At 51.4% G+C, this 21,670-nt stretch carries 18 protein-coding genes and 2 pseudogenes; 12 read left to right on the forward strand and 8 right to left on the reverse strand.

Going from position 1 to position 21,670, the window contains the following annotated elements:
• Positions 1–36: 36 nt before the first annotated feature.
• From rstA to tus, 4 genes are all read left to right on the forward strand, one after another.
• Positions 37–753, forward strand: coding sequence for a two-component system response regulator RstA (gene rstA / locus ACOTXI_RS21185; RefSeq protein WP_021241154.1), 717 nt, complete (start codon positions 37–39; stop codon positions 751–753).
• A gap of 244 nt (positions 754–997) precedes the next feature.
• Positions 998–1,258, forward strand: a complete 261-nt coding sequence (locus ACOTXI_RS21190) for a hypothetical protein (RefSeq protein ID WP_008500551.1) — start codon at positions 998–1,000, stop codon at positions 1,256–1,258.
• A 75-nt stretch (positions 1,259–1,333) separates the two neighbouring features.
• Positions 1,334–2,632: a two-component system sensor histidine kinase RstB gene (gene rstB / locus ACOTXI_RS21195; RefSeq protein ID WP_023343989.1), complete on the forward strand. Its 1,299-nt coding sequence runs from the start codon at positions 1,334–1,336 to the stop codon at positions 2,630–2,632.
• Positions 2,633–2,704: 72 nt separating this feature from the next.
• Entirely contained in the window at positions 2,705–3,634 is a 930-nt protein-coding gene (gene tus / locus ACOTXI_RS21200) for a DNA replication terminus site-binding protein (protein WP_023292613.1), read from the forward strand.
• Here the strand turns inward: tus and fumC are convergent, their stop codons facing one another.
• The gene (gene fumC, locus ACOTXI_RS21205; protein ID WP_058653685.1) at positions 3,635–5,029 is read right to left on the reverse strand and encodes a class II fumarate hydratase; all 1,395 of its coding nucleotides are present in this window, start codon (positions 5,027–5,029) and stop codon (positions 3,635–3,637) included. It abuts the gene before it with no gap.
• A gap of 183 nt (positions 5,030–5,212) precedes the next feature.
• Positions 5,213–6,859 (reverse strand): class I fumarate hydratase FumA, encoded by a 1,647-nt coding sequence (gene fumA, locus ACOTXI_RS21210; RefSeq protein ID WP_024909338.1) that lies wholly within the window; start codon positions 6,857–6,859, stop codon positions 5,213–5,215.
• A gap of 199 nt (positions 6,860–7,058) precedes the next feature.
• Between fumA and manA the strand changes: the two genes are divergently transcribed.
• On the forward strand, positions 7,059–8,234 hold the full coding sequence (gene manA / locus ACOTXI_RS21215; protein WP_058653686.1) for a mannose-6-phosphate isomerase: 1,176 nt from the start codon (positions 7,059–7,061) through the stop codon (positions 8,232–8,234).
• Between the two features lie 99 nt (positions 8,235–8,333).
• Positions 8,334–9,866 (forward strand): YdgA family protein, encoded by a 1,533-nt coding sequence (locus ACOTXI_RS21220; protein ID WP_058653687.1) that lies wholly within the window; start codon positions 8,334–8,336, stop codon positions 9,864–9,866.
• 125 nt (positions 9,867–9,991) lie between these two features.
• On the opposite strand, the gene ACOTXI_RS21225 is transcribed toward ACOTXI_RS21220, so the two are convergent.
• The gene (locus tag ACOTXI_RS21225) at positions 9,992–11,020 is read right to left on the reverse strand and encodes a Mal regulon transcriptional regulator MalI (RefSeq protein WP_021241148.1); all 1,029 of its coding nucleotides are present in this window, start codon (positions 11,018–11,020) and stop codon (positions 9,992–9,994) included.
• A gap of 179 nt (positions 11,021–11,199) precedes the next feature.
• Here ACOTXI_RS21225 and malX point away from each other — a divergent pair.
• The 5 genes and pseudogenes from malX to ACOTXI_RS21250 form a co-directional block, all read left to right on the forward strand.
• Positions 11,200–12,330: pseudogene (gene malX / locus ACOTXI_RS21230) on the forward strand (PTS maltose transporter subunit IICB); the annotation flags it as partial.
• An 85-nt stretch (positions 12,331–12,415) separates the two neighbouring features.
• Complete coding sequence (locus ACOTXI_RS21235; RefSeq protein ID WP_013096884.1) at positions 12,416–14,185, forward strand: recombinase family protein; 1,770 nt, start codon at positions 12,416–12,418, stop codon at positions 14,183–14,185.
• Positions 14,186–14,743: 558 nt separating this feature from the next.
• On the forward strand, positions 14,744–15,505 hold the full coding sequence (locus tag ACOTXI_RS21240; protein ID WP_023280005.1) for a lysozyme inhibitor LprI family protein: 762 nt from the start codon (positions 14,744–14,746) through the stop codon (positions 15,503–15,505).
• Positions 15,495–15,863 (forward strand): hypothetical protein, encoded by a 369-nt coding sequence (locus ACOTXI_RS21245; RefSeq protein WP_023280004.1) that lies wholly within the window; start codon positions 15,495–15,497, stop codon positions 15,861–15,863. The genes ACOTXI_RS21240 and ACOTXI_RS21245 overlap by 11 nt, the downstream gene beginning before the upstream one ends.
• A complete protein-coding gene (locus tag ACOTXI_RS21250; protein WP_016537359.1) occupies positions 15,847–16,443 on the forward strand; it encodes a hypothetical protein in 597 nt (198 codons plus the stop codon). Before ACOTXI_RS21245 ends, ACOTXI_RS21250 begins: the two co-directional genes overlap by 17 nt.
• A 157-nt stretch (positions 16,444–16,600) precedes the next feature.
• Here the strand turns inward: ACOTXI_RS21250 and ACOTXI_RS21255 are convergent, their stop codons facing one another.
• The 5 genes and pseudogenes from ACOTXI_RS21255 to ACOTXI_RS21275 form a co-directional block, all read right to left on the reverse strand.
• A complete protein-coding gene (locus tag ACOTXI_RS21255; protein WP_000549951.1) occupies positions 16,601–17,290 on the reverse strand; it encodes a VIT1/CCC1 transporter family protein in 690 nt (229 codons plus the stop codon).
• Positions 17,291–17,424: 134 nt separating this feature from the next.
• Positions 17,425–18,006 carry a cytochrome b/b6 domain-containing protein gene (locus ACOTXI_RS21260; protein WP_001004932.1) on the reverse strand — a complete coding sequence of 194 codons (582 nt, stop codon included), beginning with the start codon at positions 18,004–18,006 and terminating at the stop codon, positions 17,425–17,427.
• 94 nt (positions 18,007–18,100) lie between these two features.
• Positions 18,101–18,331 (reverse strand): annotated as a pseudogene (locus ACOTXI_RS21265) (IS3 family transposase); the annotation flags it as partial.
• A gap of 463 nt (positions 18,332–18,794) precedes the next feature.
• Positions 18,795–19,268, reverse strand: coding sequence for a cytochrome b562 (locus ACOTXI_RS21270; RefSeq protein WP_000923859.1), 474 nt, complete (start codon positions 19,266–19,268; stop codon positions 18,795–18,797).
• 18 nt (positions 19,269–19,286) lie between these two features.
• Entirely contained in the window at positions 19,287–20,225 is a 939-nt protein-coding gene (locus ACOTXI_RS21275) for a cation diffusion facilitator family transporter (protein ID WP_001198019.1), read from the reverse strand.
• 695 nt (positions 20,226–20,920) lie between these two features.
• On the opposite strand from ACOTXI_RS21275, the gene ACOTXI_RS21280 reads away from it, so the two are divergent.
• Positions 20,921–21,535: a recombinase family protein gene (locus ACOTXI_RS21280; RefSeq protein WP_007890845.1), complete on the forward strand. Its 615-nt coding sequence runs from the start codon at positions 20,921–20,923 to the stop codon at positions 21,533–21,535.
• Positions 21,536–21,670 lie beyond the last annotated feature (135 nt).

Consider the following 21,670-nt stretch of genomic DNA (forward strand, 5'->3'; position numbering starts at 1 on the left):
GTGTATGTTGGCTTTTTTCACGAAAACAGACGTTGTATGAATAAGATTGTTTATGTTGAAGACGAACCCGAAGTCGGGCAGCTGATCGCCGCCTATCTGGGTAAACATGATATGGACGTCATTGTTGAACCTCGTGGCGATCGTGCCGAAGAGGTGGTCGTCCGTGAAAACCCTGATCTGGTGCTGCTGGATATCATGTTGCCGGGCAAAGACGGCATGACGCTCTGCCGCGACCTGCGCGCCCGGTGGGAGGGCCCTATCGTCCTGCTCACCTCACTGGACAGCGATATGAACCATATTTTGTCGCTGGAGATGGGTGCCAATGATTACATTCTGAAAACCACACCGCCTGCCGTCCTGCTCGCTCGCCTGCGCCTCCATTTACGCCAGCACGCCAGCATCGAACGCGAAGCACCGGCGCCGTCTCTGACGCCGCACAAAGCGATGCGCTTCGGTACGCTGTCTATTGATCCGATTAACCGTCAGGTGCTGCTCTCTGGCGAGCTTATCGCCCTTTCCACCGCAGATTTTGACCTGCTGTGGGAGCTGGCAACGCATGCCGGGCAGATCATGGACCGTGACGCGCTGCTGAAAAACCTGCGTGGCGTAAGCTATGACGGAATGGACCGCAGCGTGGACGTGGCGATTTCGCGTCTGCGCAAAAAACTGCAGGATAACGCCACCGAGCCCTACCGCATTAAAACCGTGCGTAACAAGGGCTATCTGTTTGCCCCACATGCGTGGGAAACCTGATCGCCGGACAGGATAACCTGCGCGAAATAAAGGCATTACGCGAGAATGCCCTTCTTTCGCGCGTTTATTTTTACGTTTGCGCAACAATTAACTTGCTAAGCACGCAAACTATTCCATAATTACCTTCTCGACTCTCCTTTCTTCAGCTCGCCCCGCTCTTGCGATTGTTTTACTCATTTTCGCCGTGAAGCTTTCACGACATCTCTCCAATAAATCTTGAAATGAGGATTTAAGCTCATGAATTATGTATAGCTACGGTCAGGTAGAAGCGATAAAAACCAATCTTGAGTGGATTGTTAATCAGGCAACCCTGAACCACGCCTCCCCCTCACGCACCGATCAAAAAGCGCTCTTTGACCTGCTGGAACTCATCCAGTCTTACGAAATACTGCTGGATCTCATCAGCGAATACGGAACGGATGTGATTGATACGCACATTGCAGAAGGCCTGGCCGTGACGGAAAAATTCATCGCCAAGGTAAAAAACAGCGCGAAAGCCGTCTAACACGCTCGACAGACGTGAAAAACTCGAAGGGTTTTCATGTATATTCTGCACATAGCGTTTTTGCGGTGAGATCCAATGAAAAAGCTGTTTGTGCAGTTTTATCTTTTACTGTTTGTCTGCTTCCTGGTGATGACTATGCTGGTCGGCCTGGTGTATAAATTTACCGCCGAACGCGCGGGCAGGCAGTCTCTGGACGACCTGATGAAAAGCTCGCTCTATCTGATGCGCAGCGAGCTGAGAGAGATCCCGCCACACGACTGGGCGAAAACCCTGAAAGAGCTGGATCTCAATCTGTCATTCGATTTACGCATCGAGCCGTTGAAAGATTTCGATCTGGACCCGCCCGCCATGCAGCGTCTGCGCGACGGGGACATCGTCGCGCTGGATGAGAAATACACCTTTATCCAGCGAATTCCGCGCAGCCATTACGTGCTGGCCGTCGGGCCGGTGCCCTATCTCTATTATCTGCATCAGATGCGCCTGCTGGACATGGCGCTGATGGCCTTTATCGCCATTTCACTCGCGTTTCCGGTTTTTATCTGGATGCGCCCGCACTGGCAGGACATGCTGAAACTCGAATCCGCCGCGCAGCGTTTTGGCGAGGGGCATTTTACAGAGCGTATTCACTTCGACAGCGGTTCCAGCTTTGAACGTCTGGGGGTGGCCTTTAACCAGATGGCCGATAACATCAATGCCCTTATCGCCAGCAAGAAGCAGCTGATCGACGGGATCGCGCACGAGCTGCGCACGCCGCTGGTGCGCCTGCGCTATCGTCTGGAGATGAGCGAGAACCTGACGGAAGCGGAGTCTCAGGCGCTTAACCGCGACATTGGCCAGCTTGAAGCGCTGATTGAGGAGCTGCTGACCTACGCGCGCCTCGATCGCCCGCAAAACGAGCTAAACCTCAGCACGCCCGATCTGCCCGCCTGGCTGCAAACCCACATTGACGACGTTCAGAGCGTGAACCCGCAGCGCACGCTGTTGACGCGCGTCACGCCGGGTGACTACGGCGCACTCGATATGCGCCTGATGGAGCGCGTGCTGGACAATCTGATGAACAACGCCATGCGCTACAGCGAAAGTACGCTACAGATTGGGCTGGATTTGCAGGGCAATCAGGCCAGCCTGACGGTAGAGGATGACGGGCCGGGGATTGCGCCGGAGGCACGCGAAACCGTGTTTGAACCGTTTGTCCGCCTCGATCCCAGCCGCGATCGCGCCACCGGCGGATGCGGTCTGGGGCTGGCAATCGTCCACTCTATCGCGCAGGCGATGGGCGGCACGGTACATTGCGAGGAGAGCGAGCTCGGCGGCGCGCGCTTCTGCTTTAGCTGGCCGGTGTACCATAACATCGCCCTTCCCGTCCCTGCCTGACTTCAACCGCACGCTGGCCTGACCCGGCGTGCTGTGCTATATGATAAGTATGTTGTAACTAATGAGGGGCTTATGGCGACCTACGATCTTATTGAACGGCTGAACAGCACGTTTCGGGAAATAGAACACGAGCTGCTGACCCTGACAGAACGTTTGCAGACCTGCCGCCTGCTGGCCGCGCGCGTCTTTACCCTGCCCGAGGTGGCCAAAGGGGCCGAGCACGATCCGCTGGACACCATCGACGTGAAGCAGCACATCGGCAAGGCCGCACTGGAGCTGGCGATGAAGCACTATCGCCATCTTTTTATCCAGCAGCAGTCTGAACAGCGCAGCAGCAAGGCGGCCGTGCGGCTGCCGGGCGTGATCTGTCTGCAAACCGATGCAGTAGCGCGCGAGGCGCTGGAAAGCCAGATTGCCCATATCAACAGTCTGAAAGCGGCATTTGAGAAAATCGTTACCGAAGAGTCGGGCCTGGCCCCCGCCGCCCGGTTTGAGTGGGTGCACCGTCAGCTTCCGGGGTTAATTACCCTGAATGCCTATCGCACGCTGACGGTTCTGCGCCATCCCGCCACGCTGCGCTTCGGCTGGGCGAATAAGCACATCATTAAAAACTTCACCCGGGATGAAATTCTGGCTCAGCTGGAAAAGAGCCTGAAGACGCCGCGCACCGTCGCGCCGTGGTCGCGTGAGCAGTGGATCGAGCGCCTGGAGCAGGAGTACCACAGCATCGCCTCGCTGCCAGCTGATACGCGCCTCAAAATTAAGCGCCCGGTGAAGGTGCAGCCTATCGCTCGCGTCTGGTACTCCGGTCAGCAAAAACAGGTGCAGTACGCCTGTCCGACGCCGCTGATTGCGCTTTATGATGCCGATCAGGGGGCTATCGTGCCGGATATTGGTGAGTTACTGAATTACGATGCTGAAAATGTCCAGCACCGCTACCGACCTCAGGCGCAGCCGCTTCAGCTCATTATTCCGCGACTGCACCTGTACGTGGCGAGTTGATTATTTCAGACTGCCAACCATCGCCTCAGGGCGCACCCAGGTATCAAACTCCGCCTCCGTCAGATAGCCCAGCGCCAGGGCGGAGGCTTTCAGCGTCAGCCCCTCCTTATGCGCTTTTTTGGCGATTTCGGCGGCTTTGTCGTAGCCAATGTGGGTATTGAGCGCGGTCACCAACATCAGCGACTCGTTCAGCAGCTGGCTGATGCGCTCGCGGTTTGGCTCGATCCCCACCGCGCAGTGCTCGTTAAAGCTCTCCATGCCGTCCGCCAGCAGACGAATCGATTGCAGAACGTTGTGGATCACCATCGGGCGATAGACGTTGAGTTCGAAGTTGCCGGATGCACCGCCCAGGTTGACGGCCACGTCGTTGCCCAGTACCTGACAGCAGAGCATAGTCATGGCTTCGCACTGGGTCGGGTTGACTTTACCCGGCATGATGGAGCTGCCCGGCTCGTTTTCCGGAATGCTGATTTCACCGATACCGCAGCGCGGGCCCGAGGCCAGCCAGCGCACGTCGTTGGCGATTTTCATTAGCGACGCCGCCAGCCCTTTCAGCGCGCCGTGGGTGTGGACCAGCGCATCGCAGGTCGCCAGCGCTTCGAATTTGTTGGGCGCCGTGACGAACGGCTGTCCGGTTATGGCCGCAAGCTCCTCCGCCACGCGCACCGCATACTCCGGATGGGTGTTTAACCCGGTGCCGACCGCCGTGCCGCCTAGCGCCAGCTCCGCCAGGTGCGGCAGGCTGTTTTCAATATGCTTCAGGTTGTGTTCCAGCATCGCCACCCAGCCGGAAATCTCCTGGCCGAGCGTCAAAGGCGTGGCGTCCTGCAGGTGCGTACGGCCAATCTTGACGATATCGCGGAAGGCCTGCGCTTTCTTGTTAAGCGTGGATTTGAGCACGTTGAGCTGGGGGATCAGCTGCTCGCGAATGGCGATTACCGCCGCCACGTGCATCGCCGTCGGGAAGACATCGTTAGAGCTCTGGCTTTTGTTGACGTCATCGTTCGGGTGAACCTTGCGCTCCATGCCGCGCACGCCGCCCAGCAGTTCGCTGGCCCGGTTCGCCAGCACTTCGTTCATGTTCATGTTGCTCTGGGTGCCGGAACCGGTCTGCCAGATGGCGAGCGGAAATTCGTCGGGATGCTTGCCCGCCAGCACTTCGTCGGCGGCATTTATGATGGCGGTGGCCTTGTCTGCCGCCAGCAGGCCTAAATCCTGGTTTACCTTCGCGGCTGCGCGTTTGGTGAGCGCCAGCGCCTGAATCAGCGAAACGGGCATTTTTTCAGTCGAGATACGGAAATGCTCCAGCGAACGCTGGGTTTGCGCGCCCCATAGCTTGTCGGCCGGGACGTCGATGGCGCCCATCGAGTCTTTCTCATGGCGTACCGTGGTCATTACTTTCTCCTTGATAACACTGTCGGGATTGCTCACATGCTTAAGGGATAAGTATTGATGACTTCTGAGAAACGGTATGGCGCTTTGTGCGCTCTTTTTGGTGTCGGGTGGCGGCTTCGCCTTACCCGACCTACGAGAATGTAGGCCGGGTAAGCGTCAGCGCCACCCGGCATTTTCTTCAGACTACTTCACACACGCCGAACACTGAGAGGACTGGATCTGCTTGAAGAAGTCGTTACCTTTGTCATCCACGAGGATAAACGCCGGGAAGTCTTCCACCTCAATTTTCCAGATCGCTTCCATGCCCAGTTCCGGGTATTCCACGCACTCCAGGCTCTTGATGCTGCCCTGCGCCAGCACCGCAGCCGGGCCGCCGATGCTGCCGAGGTAGAAGCCGCCGTGCTTGTGGCAGGCGTCCGTTACCTGCTGGCTGCGGTTGCCTTTCGCCAGCATGATCATGCTGCCGCCGTTAGCCTGCAGCTGGTCGACGTACGAGTCCATACGGCCCGCCGTGGTTGGGCCTAATGAGCCAGAGGCATAACCTTCAGGCGTTTTCGCCGGGCCCGCGTAGTAGATCGGGTGATCTTTAATGTACTGCGGCAGCCCTTCGCCGTTGTCCAGACGCTCTTTCAGCTTCGCGTGCGCAATGTCGCGGCCCACGATAATCGTGCCGTTCAGGGAGAGACGGGTCGAAACCGGATACTGAGACAGCTGCGCCAGGATCTCTTTCATCGGACGGTTCAGGTCAACGCGAACCGCTTCCCCCTCGCCCGCTTTACGCAGTTCTTCCGGGATGTATTTGCCCGGGTTGTTTTCCAGTTTTTCGATCCACACGCCTTCGCGGTTGATCTTGGCCTTGATGTTGCGATCCGCAGAGCAGGACACGCCCATCCCGACTGGACAGGATGCACCGTGACGCGGCAGACGGATCACGCGCACGTCGTGGGCGAAGTATTTACCGCCAAACTGCGCGCCGAGGCCCAGATTGCGCGCTTCTTCCAGCAGCTCCTGCTCAAGCTGCACGTCGCGGAACGCCTGGCCGTGCTCGTTACCTTCGGTTGGCAGGCCATCGTAGTATTTGGTTGAGGCCAGCTTCACGGTCTTCAGCGTGCTTTCCGCCGAGGTACCGCCAATCACAAACGCGATATGGTACGGCGGGCACGCCGCGGTGCCGAGGGTGCGCATCTTCTCAACCAGATAATTCTTCAGCTTGCCCGGGGTGAGCAGCGCTTTGGTTTCCTGATAGAGATAGGTTTTGTTGGCCGAACCGCCGCCTTTGGCGATGCAGAGGAATTTGTACTCATCCCCGTCGACGCTGTAGAGGTCAATCTGTGCAGGCAGGTTAGTGCCGGTGTTGACCTCTTTGTACATGTCCAGCGCCGCGTTTTGCGAATAGCGCAGGTTGTCTTCGGTGTAGGTGTTGTAGACGCCGTGCGCCAGCGCCGCTTCATCGCCGCCGCCGGTCCAGACGCGCTGGCCTTTTTTACCGACGATGATCGCCGTGCCGGTATCCTGGCAGGTAGGCAGAATGCCTTTCGCCGCGATATCGGAGTTACGCAGGAACTGCAGGGCAACGTACTTGTCGTTTTCGCTGGCTTCCGGGTCGCTCAGAATATCGGCCACCTGCTGCTGGTGCGCAGGACGGAGCATAAACGAGGCGTCGTGGAAAGCATGCTGCGCCAGCAGCGTCAGCGCCTGCGGATCCACCTTGAGGATCTCTTGTCCTTCAAACTCAGAGACGGAGACGTGATCGCGGGTTAACAGGTAATACTCGGTCTGATCCTTACTGAGGGGGAAAGGATCCTGATAATGGAAGGGTTTATTCGACATTGGTCTCTCACTTACTGCTTCGGTCTGTTTATTCAGGGCAGATGTTCCGCTGCCCGGCTTAAAAGCGAGTCAGCTTATCCTACACAATTTTTTAACAAAAACTGAGACTAGTACGACTTTTTACATCCACAGGTTACTTCCAGGTGGTTTATTGCTTTAATACCCGGAGTTTATTCCACATTTGAATCAGGGCTTGATAATGCAAAAACTCATCAACTCAGTGCAAAACTACGCCTGGGGAAGTAAAACTGCGTTAACGGATCTCTACGGTATCGCGAACCCAAACAACCTGCCGATGGCAGAACTGTGGATGGGGGCGCACCCGAAGAGCAGCTCAAAAATTGAAGACGCCAGCGGCCAGGCACGCAGCCTGCGCGACGTGATTGACGGCGATAAAGCCGCGCTGCTGGGCGACAAGGTGGCTCAGCGCTTTGGCGAACTGCCGTTCCTGTTTAAAGTGCTGTGCGCTGACCAGCCGCTCTCCATCCAGGTTCATCCGAACAAGCAAGCGTCTGAAATCGGCTTTGCGAAAGAGAACGCGGCGGGTATTCCGTTAGACGCCGCCGAGCGTAACTACAAAGATCCTAACCACAAGCCGGAGCTGGTGTTCGCGCTGACGCCGTTCCTGGCGATGAACGCGTTCCGCGAATTTTCAGAGATTATCTCCCTGCTGCAGCCGGTCTCGGGTGCCAATAACGCTATCGCGCATTTCCTTGAAAACCCGAATGCCGAGGCGCTAAGCCAGCTGTTTGCCAGCCTGCTGAACATGCAGGGTGAAGAGAAATCCCACGCCCTGGCGGTACTGAAAGCCGCCCTGGAGAGCCAGCAAGGTGAACCGTGGGAGACCATCCGTCTTATTGCGCAGTTCTATCCGGACGACAGCGGCCTGTTCTCCCCTCTGCTGCTGAACGTGGTGAAGCTGAATCCGGGTGAAGCAATGTTCCTGTTCGCGGAAACCCCGCACGCCTACCTGCAGGGCGTGGCGCTGGAGGTAATGGCCAACTCTGACAACGTGCTGCGCGCGGGCCTGACGCCGAAATACATCGACATCCCCGAGCTGGTTGCCAACGTCAAGTTCGTGGCGAAACCTGCCGCGGAGCTGCTGACTCAGCCGGTGAAAAACGGCGCAGAGCTGGACTTCCCGATTCCGGTTGAGGATTTTGCTTTCTCCCTGCACGACCTGAGCCAGACAGAAACGACCATCGCACAGGAAAGTGCGGCGATCCTGTTCTGCGTGGAAGGCGAAGCGACGCTGCACAAAGGCGAACAGCGTCTGGTGCTTAAGCCCGGTGAATCAGCATTCGTTGCAGCCAATGAGTCTCCGGTTAGCGTAAGCGGCACCGGTCGACTGGCGCGCGTTTTCAATAAGCTTTAAGCACTTACTGAATTTTTTAACAACTCTTGCTAAGCTAGTTGCAGGCTTAATATCTCCAGGCGGTTTTTACCGCCTGGTTTCATTTTAGGGATAGTCGCAATGAAAAAATCGGTCGTAGCGGTAGGAGTGATTGTAGCGTTAGGCGTGGTCTGGACGGGTGCCTCCTGGTTTACCGGGAAACAGCTGGAAGGACGCCTGGCTGAGATGGTGGCGCAGGCTAACGGAGAGATTAAGCGCAGCGCGCCGGAAGCGGGCCTTGAGCTGAGCTATCAAAATTATGAGCGCGGCGTGTTTACCAGCCGTATGCAGGTAGTGGTGAAGCCGGTTGCCGGTATGGAAAACGGCTGGCTGAAACCAGGTAAGAGCGTGGTGCTGGATGAAGTGGTCAGCCACGGTCCATTCCCGCTGGCGCAGCTAAAGTCGTTTAACCTGATCCCGTCAATGGCGTCCGTTCACACGGTCCTGGTGAATAACGACGTCACCAAACCGCTGTTCGACCTGGCAAAAAATACCTCACCTTTCGAGATCGACACCCGCATCAGCTATGCCGGTGACACGAGTTCTGATATTGCCCTGAAAGCGCTGAACTACGAGAAAGAGAATGAGAAAGTCGCCTTTAGCGGTGGTCACTTCAAACTTGACGCGGACCGCGACGGGAACGTGTTCTCCCTGACGGGTGAAGCGGAAAGTGGCCTGGTCAACGCCGTGAACGAATACAATCAAAAAGTTCAGCTCACCTTCAACAACCTGAAGGCCGACGGCAACAGCCGCATGACCGATTTTAAAGAGCGTATCGGCGATCAGAAACTGTCTCTCGATAAAGTCGCCATTGCGGTTGAAGGCAAAGAGATGGCCGTGCTGGAAGGCATGGACGTCAACGGCAAATCCGACGTGTCCAAAGACGGTAAGAGCATCAATACCCAGCTGGATTACACGCTGAAGAGCCTGAAAGTGCAGAATCAGGATCTGGGCACCGGCAAACTGTCGCTGAAGATCGGCAATATCGACGGCCAGGCGTGGCACGAATTTAGCCAGAAATACAGCAAAGAGAGCCAGGCGCTGCTGACCGACGCCGCGCTGCAGCAGAACCCGGAAGTCTACCAGCAGCAGGCGATGGCGGTGCTGTTCAACAACCTGCCGATCCTGCTGAAAGGCGAGCCGGTGATCACCGTTGCGCCGCTGAGCTGGAAAAACAGCAAAGGCGAAACCAGCTTTAACCTGTCGCTGTTCCTGAAAGATCCGGCCACCGCCACGGGTGAACCGCAGACGCTGGCGCAGGAAGTGGATCGCAGCGTGAAGTCGCTCGACAGCAAGCTGACCATCCCGATGGATATGGCGACCGAGTTTATGACCCAGATTGCGAAGCTGGAAGGCTACGGCGATGAAGACGCCGGCAAGCTGGCGAACCAGCAGGTGAAAGGTCTGGCGGCCATGGGCCAGATGTTCCGCATCACGAAGGTGGACAACAACACGATTTCCACCAGCCTGCAGTACGCCAACGGCCAGGTCACGCTCAACGGCGACAAAATGCCGCTGGAGGATTTTGTCGGCATGTTTGGCATGCCTGCTCTGGGGATGCCGGAACCGGCTGAACCGGCAGCGCCAGCCGAACCGGCGGCACCGCAGCAGTAAACGTCAAAACCCCTCGCATGAGGGGTTTTTTATTGCCGGGTGGCGCTGACGCTTACCCGGCCTACGATCCCGAGCCGTTGCAGGCCCGTGCAAGCGCAGCGCCGCCGGGCGATGTGCAGCGGAGATTATTTCACCGTCACCAGCCGCGCCGCCACAATCTGGTGCCCGGCCTGAACGTCCGTATTGTCGATGCGCTGCATGATCCTATCCGCCAGGGTGTAGCCCATCTCCCGCGCTGGGGTCGTGGCCCAGACGATCGGCAGATCGTCGAGCGCGTTTTCACCGACGTCGGCGAACGCCCCCAGCGCCACCTGGTGGCCGAAGAAGGTTTCAACGCCCCCCTCGCCGCTCTGACGCCCGGCGCGGATCAGGCCAAACCAGGCGCCCATGGCGATCACATCGTTATAGCAAATGACGGCGCTGATGGTCGGGCTGCTGCGCAGCAGCGCGCCTATCGCTTCCGCCGCCATCTTCTGGCTGGACTCACACTCAACAACCCACTCGCTGTGGAACGGCAGGCCGTATTTAATCAGCGTCGCGCAGTAGCCGCCGACCCGTTCGGCGCGGGTCAGGGATGAGCTTTTGCCGCCCAGCCAGGCAATGCGCTGATGGCCGCGACGAATAAGATGCTCGGTCAGCATTTGCGCAGCCTGCATGTTATCCGGGCGCAGCGTATCGGCTTCATCGAGGTAGCTGGCGCGTGAAGCAAACACCAGCGGCACGCCTTTTTCAGCGGCACGCTCGCACAGCTCGCTGCCCACGCCCGACGCCCCGGCGACGATCACCCCGTCCACCCCCTGATTCAGCAGCATATCGAGCCGGGAAAGCAGCTGATCGGCCTCGCGACCGCCGTGAAGCAGAAAGACCATCCGCCCCTGCGCTTCAAGCGCTTCGGTTAAACCGGCGGTCAGCTCCGCATAGAACGGTGACGTCAGGTCACGGACAATCAGGCCAATCACCCCGCTTTGCCCGCCGCGCAGCGCCGACGCCTGACGGTTTCGCACAAAGCCCAACTGCTCAACCGCCTCGTTTACCCGCTGACCGGTCGCGGGAGAGATGCGTCCTTTTCCGCTCAGTACCAGAGAAACGGTGCTGACGGAAACCCCCGCCGCCAGCGCGACGTCGTTGATGGTGACTTTTTTCGCTACAGCCATGTGTTGGCGTGACTCCCTGAAAAATGAGATCGGTAAAACGTTTTATCAATACGTTGTCTTTATACTACCAGTCAAAGCCTGAGAATGTGATTTAGCGCGCACTAAACTTTGATAAAACGTTTTATCTTCTCGCAGCATTGAAGCAGACAAACTGATTTTAACAATAAAGGAGTCGTTTTATGACGGCGAAAGCAGCACAAAAAATATCGCTGTGGGAATTTTTCCAGCAACTGGGTAAAACCTTTATGCTGCCCGTGGCGCTTCTCTCGTTCTGCGGGATCATGCTCGGGATCGGCAGTTCGCTCAGCAGTAAAGACGTCATCACGCTGATCCCCTTCCTCGGCGCGCCCGTGCTGCAGGCGATCTTTATCTGGATGAGTAAAGTCGGCTCCTTTGCCTTCAGTTTCCTGCCCGTGATGTTCTGTATTGCAATCCCGCTGGGCCTGGCCCGCGAGAACAAAGGCGTCGCGGCGTTTGCCGGTTTTGTGGGCTACGCGGTGATGAACCTGGCGGTTAACTTCTGGCTGACCGCAAAAGGCATACTGCCGACCACCGACGCCGCCGTTCTGAAGGCCAACAACATTCAGAGCGTGATTGGTATTCAGTCCATCGACACCGGGATCCTCGGGGCGGTGATCGCCGGGGTAATTATCTGGATGCTGCACGAGCGCTTCCACAATATCCGCCTGCCGGATGCCCTGGCTTTCTTCGGCGGCACCCGCTTTGTCCCGATCGTGACCCTGGTCGTTATGGGTCTGTTTGGTCTGATTATTCCGCTGATTTGGCCAGTTTTCGCTATGGGCATCAACGGCATTGGCCGCATCATTAACGGCGCGGGAGATTTTGGTCCGATGATCTTCGGCACCGGCGAGCGTCTGCTGCTGCCGTTTGGCCTGCAGCATATCCTGGTGGCCCTGATTCGCTTCACCGAAGCGGGCGGCACCATGGAGGTGTGCGGTCACGACGTGAGCGGCGCGCTGACTATCTTCCAGGCGCAGCTGAGCTGCCCGACGACACACGGCTTCTCCGAAAGCGCAACCCGCTTCCTGTCTCAGGGTAAAATGCCTGCCTTCCTCGGCGGCCTGCCGGGTGCTGCGCTGGCAATGTACCACTGCGCGCGCCCGGAAAACCGCCATAAAATTAAAGGCCTGCTGATTTCCGGCGTGATCGCCTGCGTCGTGGGCGGTACCACCGAGCCTATCGAGTTCCTGTTCCTGTTCGTCGCACCGGTGCTGTACCTCATCCATGCGCTGCTGACCGGTCTGGGCTTCACCGTGATGGCGGTGCTGGGCGTCACCATCGGCAACACTAAAGTAAAATACACCTCATTAAGAATTGAGGCGTAAAAACAGCTATACCTGTCGCCCCAATGGATTACCAAGGAGGTGATGACCAATGTCTGCACATGTTACAATCTTAAGAAATACAGTACTTCCAGTGAAATTCAATACCATGAATCGTCCACGCTTATATTCATATATCCGTTACTCCAGCGAACGACAAGGTAAAGGTAGTTCGATTGAGCGTCAGAAGAGCTACATTGCTGAAATGGCAAAACAGATTGCTACTGAGTACGATCTGGAGATTTTCGAGGAATACCAAGATTTAGGGGTATCCGCGTACAAGGGTAAAAACGTTCAGGAAGGAGCTTTATCGGATTTCATAGACCAAGTTGAATCCGGTTTGATCCCAAAGGGGTCTTTCCTCTTGATTGAATCCCTTGATCGCTTCTCACGCCAGAACGCCATGCAAGCGGTTAACCTTTTCACCAGCTTATTACTTAATGGCATCACGGTAATTACCGGGATTGATAAACAGGTTTACAGACAGACTGAAGTAAACACCGAGACATTGCAGCAACTGATGTTTAGCGTGATGTTGTTCAGCCGTGCAAACGAAGAAAGTTCAACCAAATCACACCGCACCATTGCAAGTGCTCTGTCCAAGATCAGACGTCACCAGGAACGGAAACCAGGTGATCCTGTAGTCGCAATTAAAGAGTTAGGCTCGGATAAATGGTGGACAGATTCAAGTACTGGATATGTCAATCCGCATCCAGTCCTGTTCCCCATAGCAAAAAAAATTATCCAGTTAAAACAAGACGGTTGGTCAAATCGGATGATCCTTCAACATCTGAAAAACAACTACGATGGACCGGTTATTGGCAACAAAAAATCAAAAGGTATATGGAATATGCAGCATTGTTCCAGAATCCTTGAACCTGCCATTTATGGACGAAAAGTAATCACTGTAAACAATGCAGAATACGTTCTGGATGATTATTACCCTGCGATCATCAGCAAAGATGAATATGAAGCGTTAAAGCTCCAAGTTGGAAACAAAGGATTTGCCCCGAATCGCGAGAGTAATCCAGAAATACCATTACTTTCCGGTATTGGTATTTTGCACTGTGCGCACTGCTCATGTTACATGGTTAAGGCTAAATCAACCCTTAAAAACCATCCACATGCTTACCGTTACCAATGTGCATCCAGAGATTTACATCAAGATTGTAATAAGTGGGGATTCAGGGCAAGCACCCTTGAAAGGACGATTTTACAACTAATAGCCGATAGAATATTCTTACAGACGAAATATCAACCATCTGGTTTAGAAGGGAAAATAGCGGACATACAATCGCAAATTGAGAACTATGTATTGGCTATAGGTTCAGCTAAAAGCCCTGAGATCATTAATAGCCTCACTTCGCAAATTGATCAACTAGAACAAGAAAAACAAAGTCTGATAGTGGAAAAAAGACTATACGATGAATCAATCGTGCAAATGAACACTGAAGGTTGGGACAAGTTCAGGAAGTTTGACATTGATGACGCACTTAACCCTTTACGCACAAAAATAAGAGCAAACATTAAGACCGTTATTATGCGCGTAGATTGCTCCAGAATAGATAAGAAACACAACTTGTTTACCATCACATACCGCGATCAGCATAAACAGCGTATCGTTATCGAAAACAACTCAGGCTGGAAGAAGGGTAAGATTTATGTTGAAGCGCAGACTATCAACGATATTCAAATTCTTGAATCTGAAGGTTTGATACTGCATGACCATATTGACATATTGATCAACCGAGACAAGTTCATGACGGAAGCGAAAAAACGACTAGATCATCCCCGAACACTGATCGATGAACTGACGGAATAAAGGTAAGTGTTAGTGCCATTGTAAAATTGCCCCACAGAAATGTTAGCGTAATCCATCGCTATATAGCCATGAATCGCTCTGTATCTTGTCAGAGCGATTAAAGCAGACTTCAGGCATCGTTCAATATAAAACCCCCGTAAAACTTGATACAGAGCGTTGTAGAGCAAGGGTTCAAAATTACATCGTATTCATTCTGTCTACGAACTGTACTTATTGCACCGCTCCTTATCGAAACACCTCTATGGTTGCCGGAAACCCCGCACAAAGTAGATTGTTATGTCTTTCAATCGCAGTATTCAAGACTAACCGCTGCCCGCCGCCCGACGTTAACACCAAGCATATGAACCATTTTAAAACCCTTTAAAAACAATACCCTTCGCATCTTCCCCCTCTTCTCCCCATGTTAATCGATCGTTTTTACAGATCAATTATACGATATTGATAGATTTCATAGATCAATGTAAGATCATGATTCTTCGGTTAGTGTTTCTCGTAAACAAGACTCACGGAATGAATACTCTGTCCACGATGGAGTGCGAAAGAAAGAAGGTATCCAGAATGACAATTCTTATTAAAACGTTAAAAATCATGGCGTCAGGTGTTGTTTTCGTTTCAGGTTTAACCACCGCCTCCAGTACCGTGTATTTCTTGCCAGAGGCAAAATCAATGGGTGTCGCCAGCAGCGACAAAAACGCACTGATGTTTCTCGGGATGGACAGGGATGTAAATCTGAAGGGAATATGCTTCGCGATGACAAAGCAATCATCATCAATCGTTCCGCTGGTAGATATCACTGCTACAACTGATAACGGCAGATTCACGATGCACGGGTTACGCCCTAATGTCAGTGATTCTAAAGAAGTCGCTTGTTCCTTCGGGTCCGAAGCTGGTGATTTCTTGACTGCCATTTCGAAGTCAACAACCGTTAACGTGAAGCTGGACTTCAATGGCGAGATCCGCAATTACAGTTTCGACACTACAGAGTTCGGAAAGGTATTGACTGCGAATGGGCAAGCCGTGGGGGAAAAAGCAGCTAAAGACTACGCTCAGGGAGTACGTGCACCCGTTTTCTATAGCAGCGGTAGCGAAGCTCCCAAAAACAATGCAGTAACCTCAAACGTCGATACACACAGTTATAAAGCAAGCGATGAGAAACTTAATTCGGTCTGGAAAAGCCTTAGCCCTGAAACCCGAAAACGATTGCTTCCTTCTCAAAGAGAATGGATAAAGCACAAATCCGGCTGCAATAATGAACAGAAATGTCTTACCGACATGACGAACAATCGCATTCGTGAACTGGAGTCTGAATATGGAAAATAATGCACTGACTTTGGTTTTAAAAAACGATTGGGTAGCATCGTCTTCTGGTAATACCTATACCGGAAAATACACAGTTGGACGGTTTCACCTGACAGATGCGTTCATCGTTGTGTATATGAAGCTGATACATGGAATTGAAATACCCGATTTATGGGTCAGTAGCAGTTTCACTAACATACCAGATACCGATACCCGTAGGGTTATGTATATGGAAGGCTGTGATATGTTATCGAAAGATACAATGAACGAAATCCGTAATGCAGTGAAGTCCCCGCCTGACAAGCTGAAAATATATCGTAATGGAGAGCGTATTGTTAAGATAGAAGTTATGGAAGAACGAAATGAAATCACCCTATGAACGTTATATTAAAATAGCAGTCATAACCGTCGCAATAGCCTACGGCATCAATCTCCTTTACGGGCTGACGCCCCCCCCATATCAGCCTAAAACCCCCGAAGTGAAGGCCAAGGTAAATGCTGATACCGTAACTCAGCAACAACCTGAGCAACCATCCAAACCATCGATAATCGATATACTTCCGCGAATGTATACAACAGGGGAAGTTTATGCGCGGTTTGAACAACATGAATTCAGGGCAACAAATGACTTCAAAAAATGTCAGTTAATGGTAACAGGAAAAATAACTGGTATCGGTACTGTTACTTTCAGAAAAAATCCTGTAGTAACATTGGGTATTCCCGGTTCAGATGAAGGCCTGAAGTTCATATTTGAAGATACGAATTACAATAACGATAAAGTTGCTGCATTGAATATTGGGGATCTGATTATAATCGCCGGGAAGAATGCACGACCTGGAACCTTTGGTGGTATCTTTCTTGATGACTCGAAGATAATGACTGATATGATTTCAAAGAAGAAACGACAAATTTTGGTTGTCAATGGTGGCGTTTACGACCGGGAAATTTGCCAGAAGTAGCGTTGTCCTTGCCCTTGAAATGGAGGGGGAGAATCCCCTCCATCACCCCTTCAACAGGTATTGGCGCAAGCAGGAATCGAGTTTGAAGGGAGCTGCATTGCAAATTGTTTTGCGAAGCATCGCCAGTAAGATGGTACTCGAATTGTGCTTCATAACATTAAAGCAGGGCCTGCCCTGCAAAATGACCAATCCCCATAGACAAAAGCATAGCCATGGTACTCCAGAACGTAATTCTTATGATCGCCCTGACAGGAGAGGCTTTACTCAAAACCGAAGATATATAGCCAAGGACCGCCAGTGAAAAAAGGGTGGAAAGGATTATCAACAAAAAAGCCAGTTTCAGAGGGGAGAGCCATGCCACGATTAAGGGTAACACCGCACCAGCGGAAAAACTCAGGGCAGAAAAGACAGCTGCCTGTAGGGGCTGTGCAGAATTTATATCCGTCAACCCCAGTTCTTCACGGGCATGAGCATCCAGGGCATCTTTGACCATAAGTTGCTCCGCAACCTGCCGGGCAAGCTCTGGCTCCAGTCCACGTTGCATATAAAGTGAAGTCAGTTCCCGCACCTCTCCCTGATAATCAGTTTCCAGCTCCCTTTTTTCCTGGGCAAGTGCTGCGTTTTCGGTATCCGCCTGAGATGAGACGGAAACATATTCCCCTGTAGCCATTGACATAGCTCCGGCAACCAGTCCTGCAACACCTGCAAGTAAAACACCGGAAGGACTGCTATTTGCAGATGCAACCCCAAGAACAAGGCTCGCTGTCGAAACAATTCCGTCATTTGCCCCCAGTACAGCTGCCCTCAGCCATCCCACTTTTTCGATACTATGTCGTTCAAGATGCATATATTTTTTCCTTCAAATACGCATACTCATCGGAATTACGGATAAATAGAAAATGCATTGACGGATAAATGCGCGGTTATAGTCTGTTTTAGCCAACCATTACAGGGCATCTTATCCATCATAAACCTACAGCACTATTCGGTAACGGGATTTTTCCTTTGGCTACGAACGGTGAGGAAGATATGCAGCAACCCCATCGCACCATGTGCCCAGAAATAGGTTTCAATAAATACAGTCAGAAACTTATGCACATGCAGGACGGTTTCTGTCAGCACAGGTGACGTGCCAAGAGCAGTATTGAGAGCAAACCAGAATCCACCACATAATGCAACGCCCAATAGTGCAAGTACACCAAGCCCCTGAACCAGAGCAGCAATCCCACCAGCATGAGCTTCAGGAAGACGGAATGATATCAGCATTTTGATATCTTCAACCACACCTCGAAAATCAAGGACCACCCAGGCAAAATAGTAACGAAATCCTCGTTGTGTCAGCATCCATGCAAGCATGACAAACCCAAGGACAATCAGTGATAACCCAGTGATAACATGGAACCATGTTACGAACCCAGTGAGAGTATAGTCACTAAGCGCATCGCTTTCGGTAAGGTTTGAATTAATAATCTGCAATAAAATCAATACAGCTACGATGATATGCAGCACACGTAGAAATGGTGTGTTTTTGTGAGGAAGAGCATTACGTAAATTTTCGTTCATAATTTAGCCACTTTTTTAAGGTTGGTTGACCACTCAATATTATGCCTTTTTATTAATGATAACCTTAACTTCTCAAAACCAAGATGCACTCAGTAATATCCAAACCATGTTCAAAGGCCCAGTACTCGACAGGTAAATTCAGGTTCCTGAGTGGTTCTTATCGTCGCCAGATAGCCACGAAACAACGCAATGCTGTACAGAATGCTTATATCTGAACGCTTGAAATTCCAAAAGCGACGTGGATCGTACGGCACTTAATCCGACGACCGATGAAGAGTGCAGCCATGACAAAATCCATTCACCAAGCCACATTAGGTGACGTCGGAAATGATCTTCTTACGGCAAAGCACATGGCTTAGAATCCCTGTTCCAGCCTCGAAGAGGATACTGATGATTTATTTGCCGGAAAAAAGCATCTTAATGAGGGTCTCATACCGATGATGAAGACATTACGGGCATCAGTGTGTTAATCAACGGGGAGCAGGTCATCATGACCAACAAACAAAACACAGACTGACGCGTGACCACCAAATATAATTTGGCCCCCTGAATCCACCCCGCGCAACACCAATAGGTACTTAACTTATGTTGAGGCAACAAACTAAAATATGTAGCATTGATAATGCATGTTTGTTACCCCAACATTTTTATATGTATTTTGCAGATAAGATAACGTTGTGAAATTTCCTCACCAGTGCATAGCTATCTGCTTGATTACAGGCACGTGTATCATGTCAGTTCAGGGATATCTTTCCAGCATATCTACCTTCACCGAATAATTCCCGGTCTCAGTCAACACCTAGTTTATTGTGGTATTTTCTCATCAGACTGCCTAGTTTCTGTGCTGCAATTTTCCCGGCGTCAAGACCTTCCTTCTCAGCGGTACTTTCAACGGCAGTTACCTCATCAATTAGAAGTGACATGCCTGCAACATACGTTTCCCTGTCATACCCTTCTACAGGGCTGTTCAGGATGGACTCTGCTGTTGCTTTCAGTTCCCGCATATCTTTCCTGAAGGATGTAACGTCCTCCTCCTTAAGTGCTGCGCGGTAGCTTTTATTCATCATCTTCATGGCATGTTCAACACCGTCAGAACCAGCCATTACACAGGGGGATAAAAGAAGGGTGGCTCCTATCACAACAGTACGCATAATTTTTCTCATAATAGCCTCCATATTGTTTACTCTCGTTTTCACAGTCAGAAGGGGTAATATTGCGCAAAAAAATAATCCCTTCCCAATCTTCTCAAAAAACAGCAGCATTCATATTATTTTTCAGGATTATTTGCCCCCGCAACCAGGACTATTATCACCTTTAAAATAAGGGTCAACATGTGTCATAACATTTAAAACATGATGATTATCTAAAACTGATTTCCTGGCCAAAACAGCAATGTCATGTCCTACTTTCACTGATAAATCACCATCAATTTCCAGATGAACATCAACCACAACAAGGTCCCCCATTTTTCTGGTCTTGAGGTCATGGATGCCTTCGACCCCAGGCGTGGACAATAATGTTGTTTTTATACTATTTTCAGTTTCAATATCCACGGCCCTGTCCATCAAGTCATGAAGCGAATCTGACATAAATGAATATCCCATTCTGGTCACAATCAGTCCCACAACCAGTGCAGCTACCGGATCAAGCAATTTAAACCCTGATAAACTACCAATAATACCAATAGCCACCACCAAAGATGAGGCGGCATCAGAGCGGGCATGCCAGGCATTGGCAACCAGCATAGTGGATTTTACTCGGGTTGCTACTGCCAGCATATAGCGAAAAAGAAGCTCTTTGATAACCAGTGCGGCTAAGGCCACCCACAGAGCAACAATATGTACCTGAGGAATATCATCTGGTTGTTGCATTTTATTTGCTGCTGACCATAACATCCCGATGCCAACAATGAATAAAATTGTCCCCAGAATTAATGATGCACCATTTTCATAACGATGATGCCCGTAGTGATGGTCATCATCGGGATTTTTTTTACTTTTATGATTAGCAATAAGCACCACAAAGTCTGAAACTAAATCAGACAGAGAATGGATACCATCCGCAATAAGCCCCTGAGATCCGGAAAATACGCCAGTAATCACTTGCCCGGATGTCAGAAAACAATTAACAAGCACACTAACCCATGTGCTTTTACGGGCCGCGAGGAAACGCTCATGAGAACTAATATCAATATCATCCGTAAGTTTGTTTACCTGCACCTGAAACTCCTAATAACAGCATCTACAGTTAATACTAAGCAGCCAATACTACCCGGCCAAGTTCAGTTTTGGTATATGAAATTTTGAGGTACTGTGGTGAAAATATAAAAATGGTGAGATTTATTCCTGTAAAGACCGCGCCATGGTGGCGATAACATCTATTTATCATAACGCCTGAACATTAATTTATTCTGAACAGAAGAGAGAAGAAAAGTTGACAGTGATCACAACTATACACTTACACCCAGTGTGGATGGGTTCAACAAACTAAAATTGCAAACCCGATTAACTGAGGAATTGAGCGCTCTCGAAGAGGAGTTGCTTTCGGGTAGCTGTCAACCATTGCAAAATGGTAAACAACATCCTTTGGGTCCCCAACTGTGTGGCCACTGTAGTGACTGTGGTGGGTGATAGAACTGGTCACATTGATGCCAGACTTTTTCGTGCCGCATGTATGGCACACTGAATTTGATTAAGACCTGCTGAAATGAAACCGGAGTGCTTCAGCTACAGAAACTGACCAAATCGTATACCCCAAGCAAGATCTGAATACCATCCGAACAATATCTCTTTTAGGTATACCTGATAAAGACCATGACACAAAGTATCAATAGGGTTAAATTTGACTCTATTGACAATAAAAACACGCACTGTATCATATGGGTATCAATTTAATACTCAAAAGAGAATGCATAATGAATGTCCGTATCTATTGCCGTGCATCTACCGAAGGCCAACATGCTGATCGTGCATTAGTTAGCCTGCGCGAATTTGCGCAAAGCAAAAACTGGCAAGTAGCCGGAGAATACATTGAGAATGCCAGCGGTGCGAAGCTGGAACGTGTGGAACTGATGCACCTACTTGCCGAAGCACGGCCTGGCGATTTGCTTCTAATTGAAGCGATTGACCGTCTCAGTCGTCTTCAACATGAAGAATGGGCTGAACTCAAAGCTACGCTGAACAGTAAAGGACTGGTTATTGTTTCGATGGATTTGCCAACAAGCTGGCAGATGGTTGAAATGTCTGGTAACGACCTTACTAGCGGCATTCTTCGGGCAGTCAATGCTATGCTGATCGATATCCTTGCGACAATGGCACGACAAGATTATGAAACCCGCCGTAAACGCCAGGCACAGGGGATCGAGAGAGCAAAACTGGCAGGTTTGTATACGGGGAAAGAAAAAGATATGGAAGCCCGTGAAACTGTTCGCGAAATGCTGGCGCAGAATGTTAAACCAGCCCACATCATGAAAGCGGCAGGTATCAGCCGCGCCACCTTTTACCGAATCAAGAAAGAGCTTTTGTGTTAAAAACGGACTTGATAACAGTATTTGCTGCCCTGACCTGCCCCCACGATTAGATACAACACTCAGTTAGTAACGTCGGAATCTTCATTCTCAGAATGACCCTTTCTCCAGCCCGCTGCAAATTCAGACGGTGTCTGA

This window comes from Enterobacter cloacae complex sp. BZL2005 (genome assembly GCF_049238885.1).
GTDB lineage: Bacteria > Pseudomonadota > Gammaproteobacteria > Enterobacterales > Enterobacteriaceae > Enterobacter > Enterobacter roggenkampii.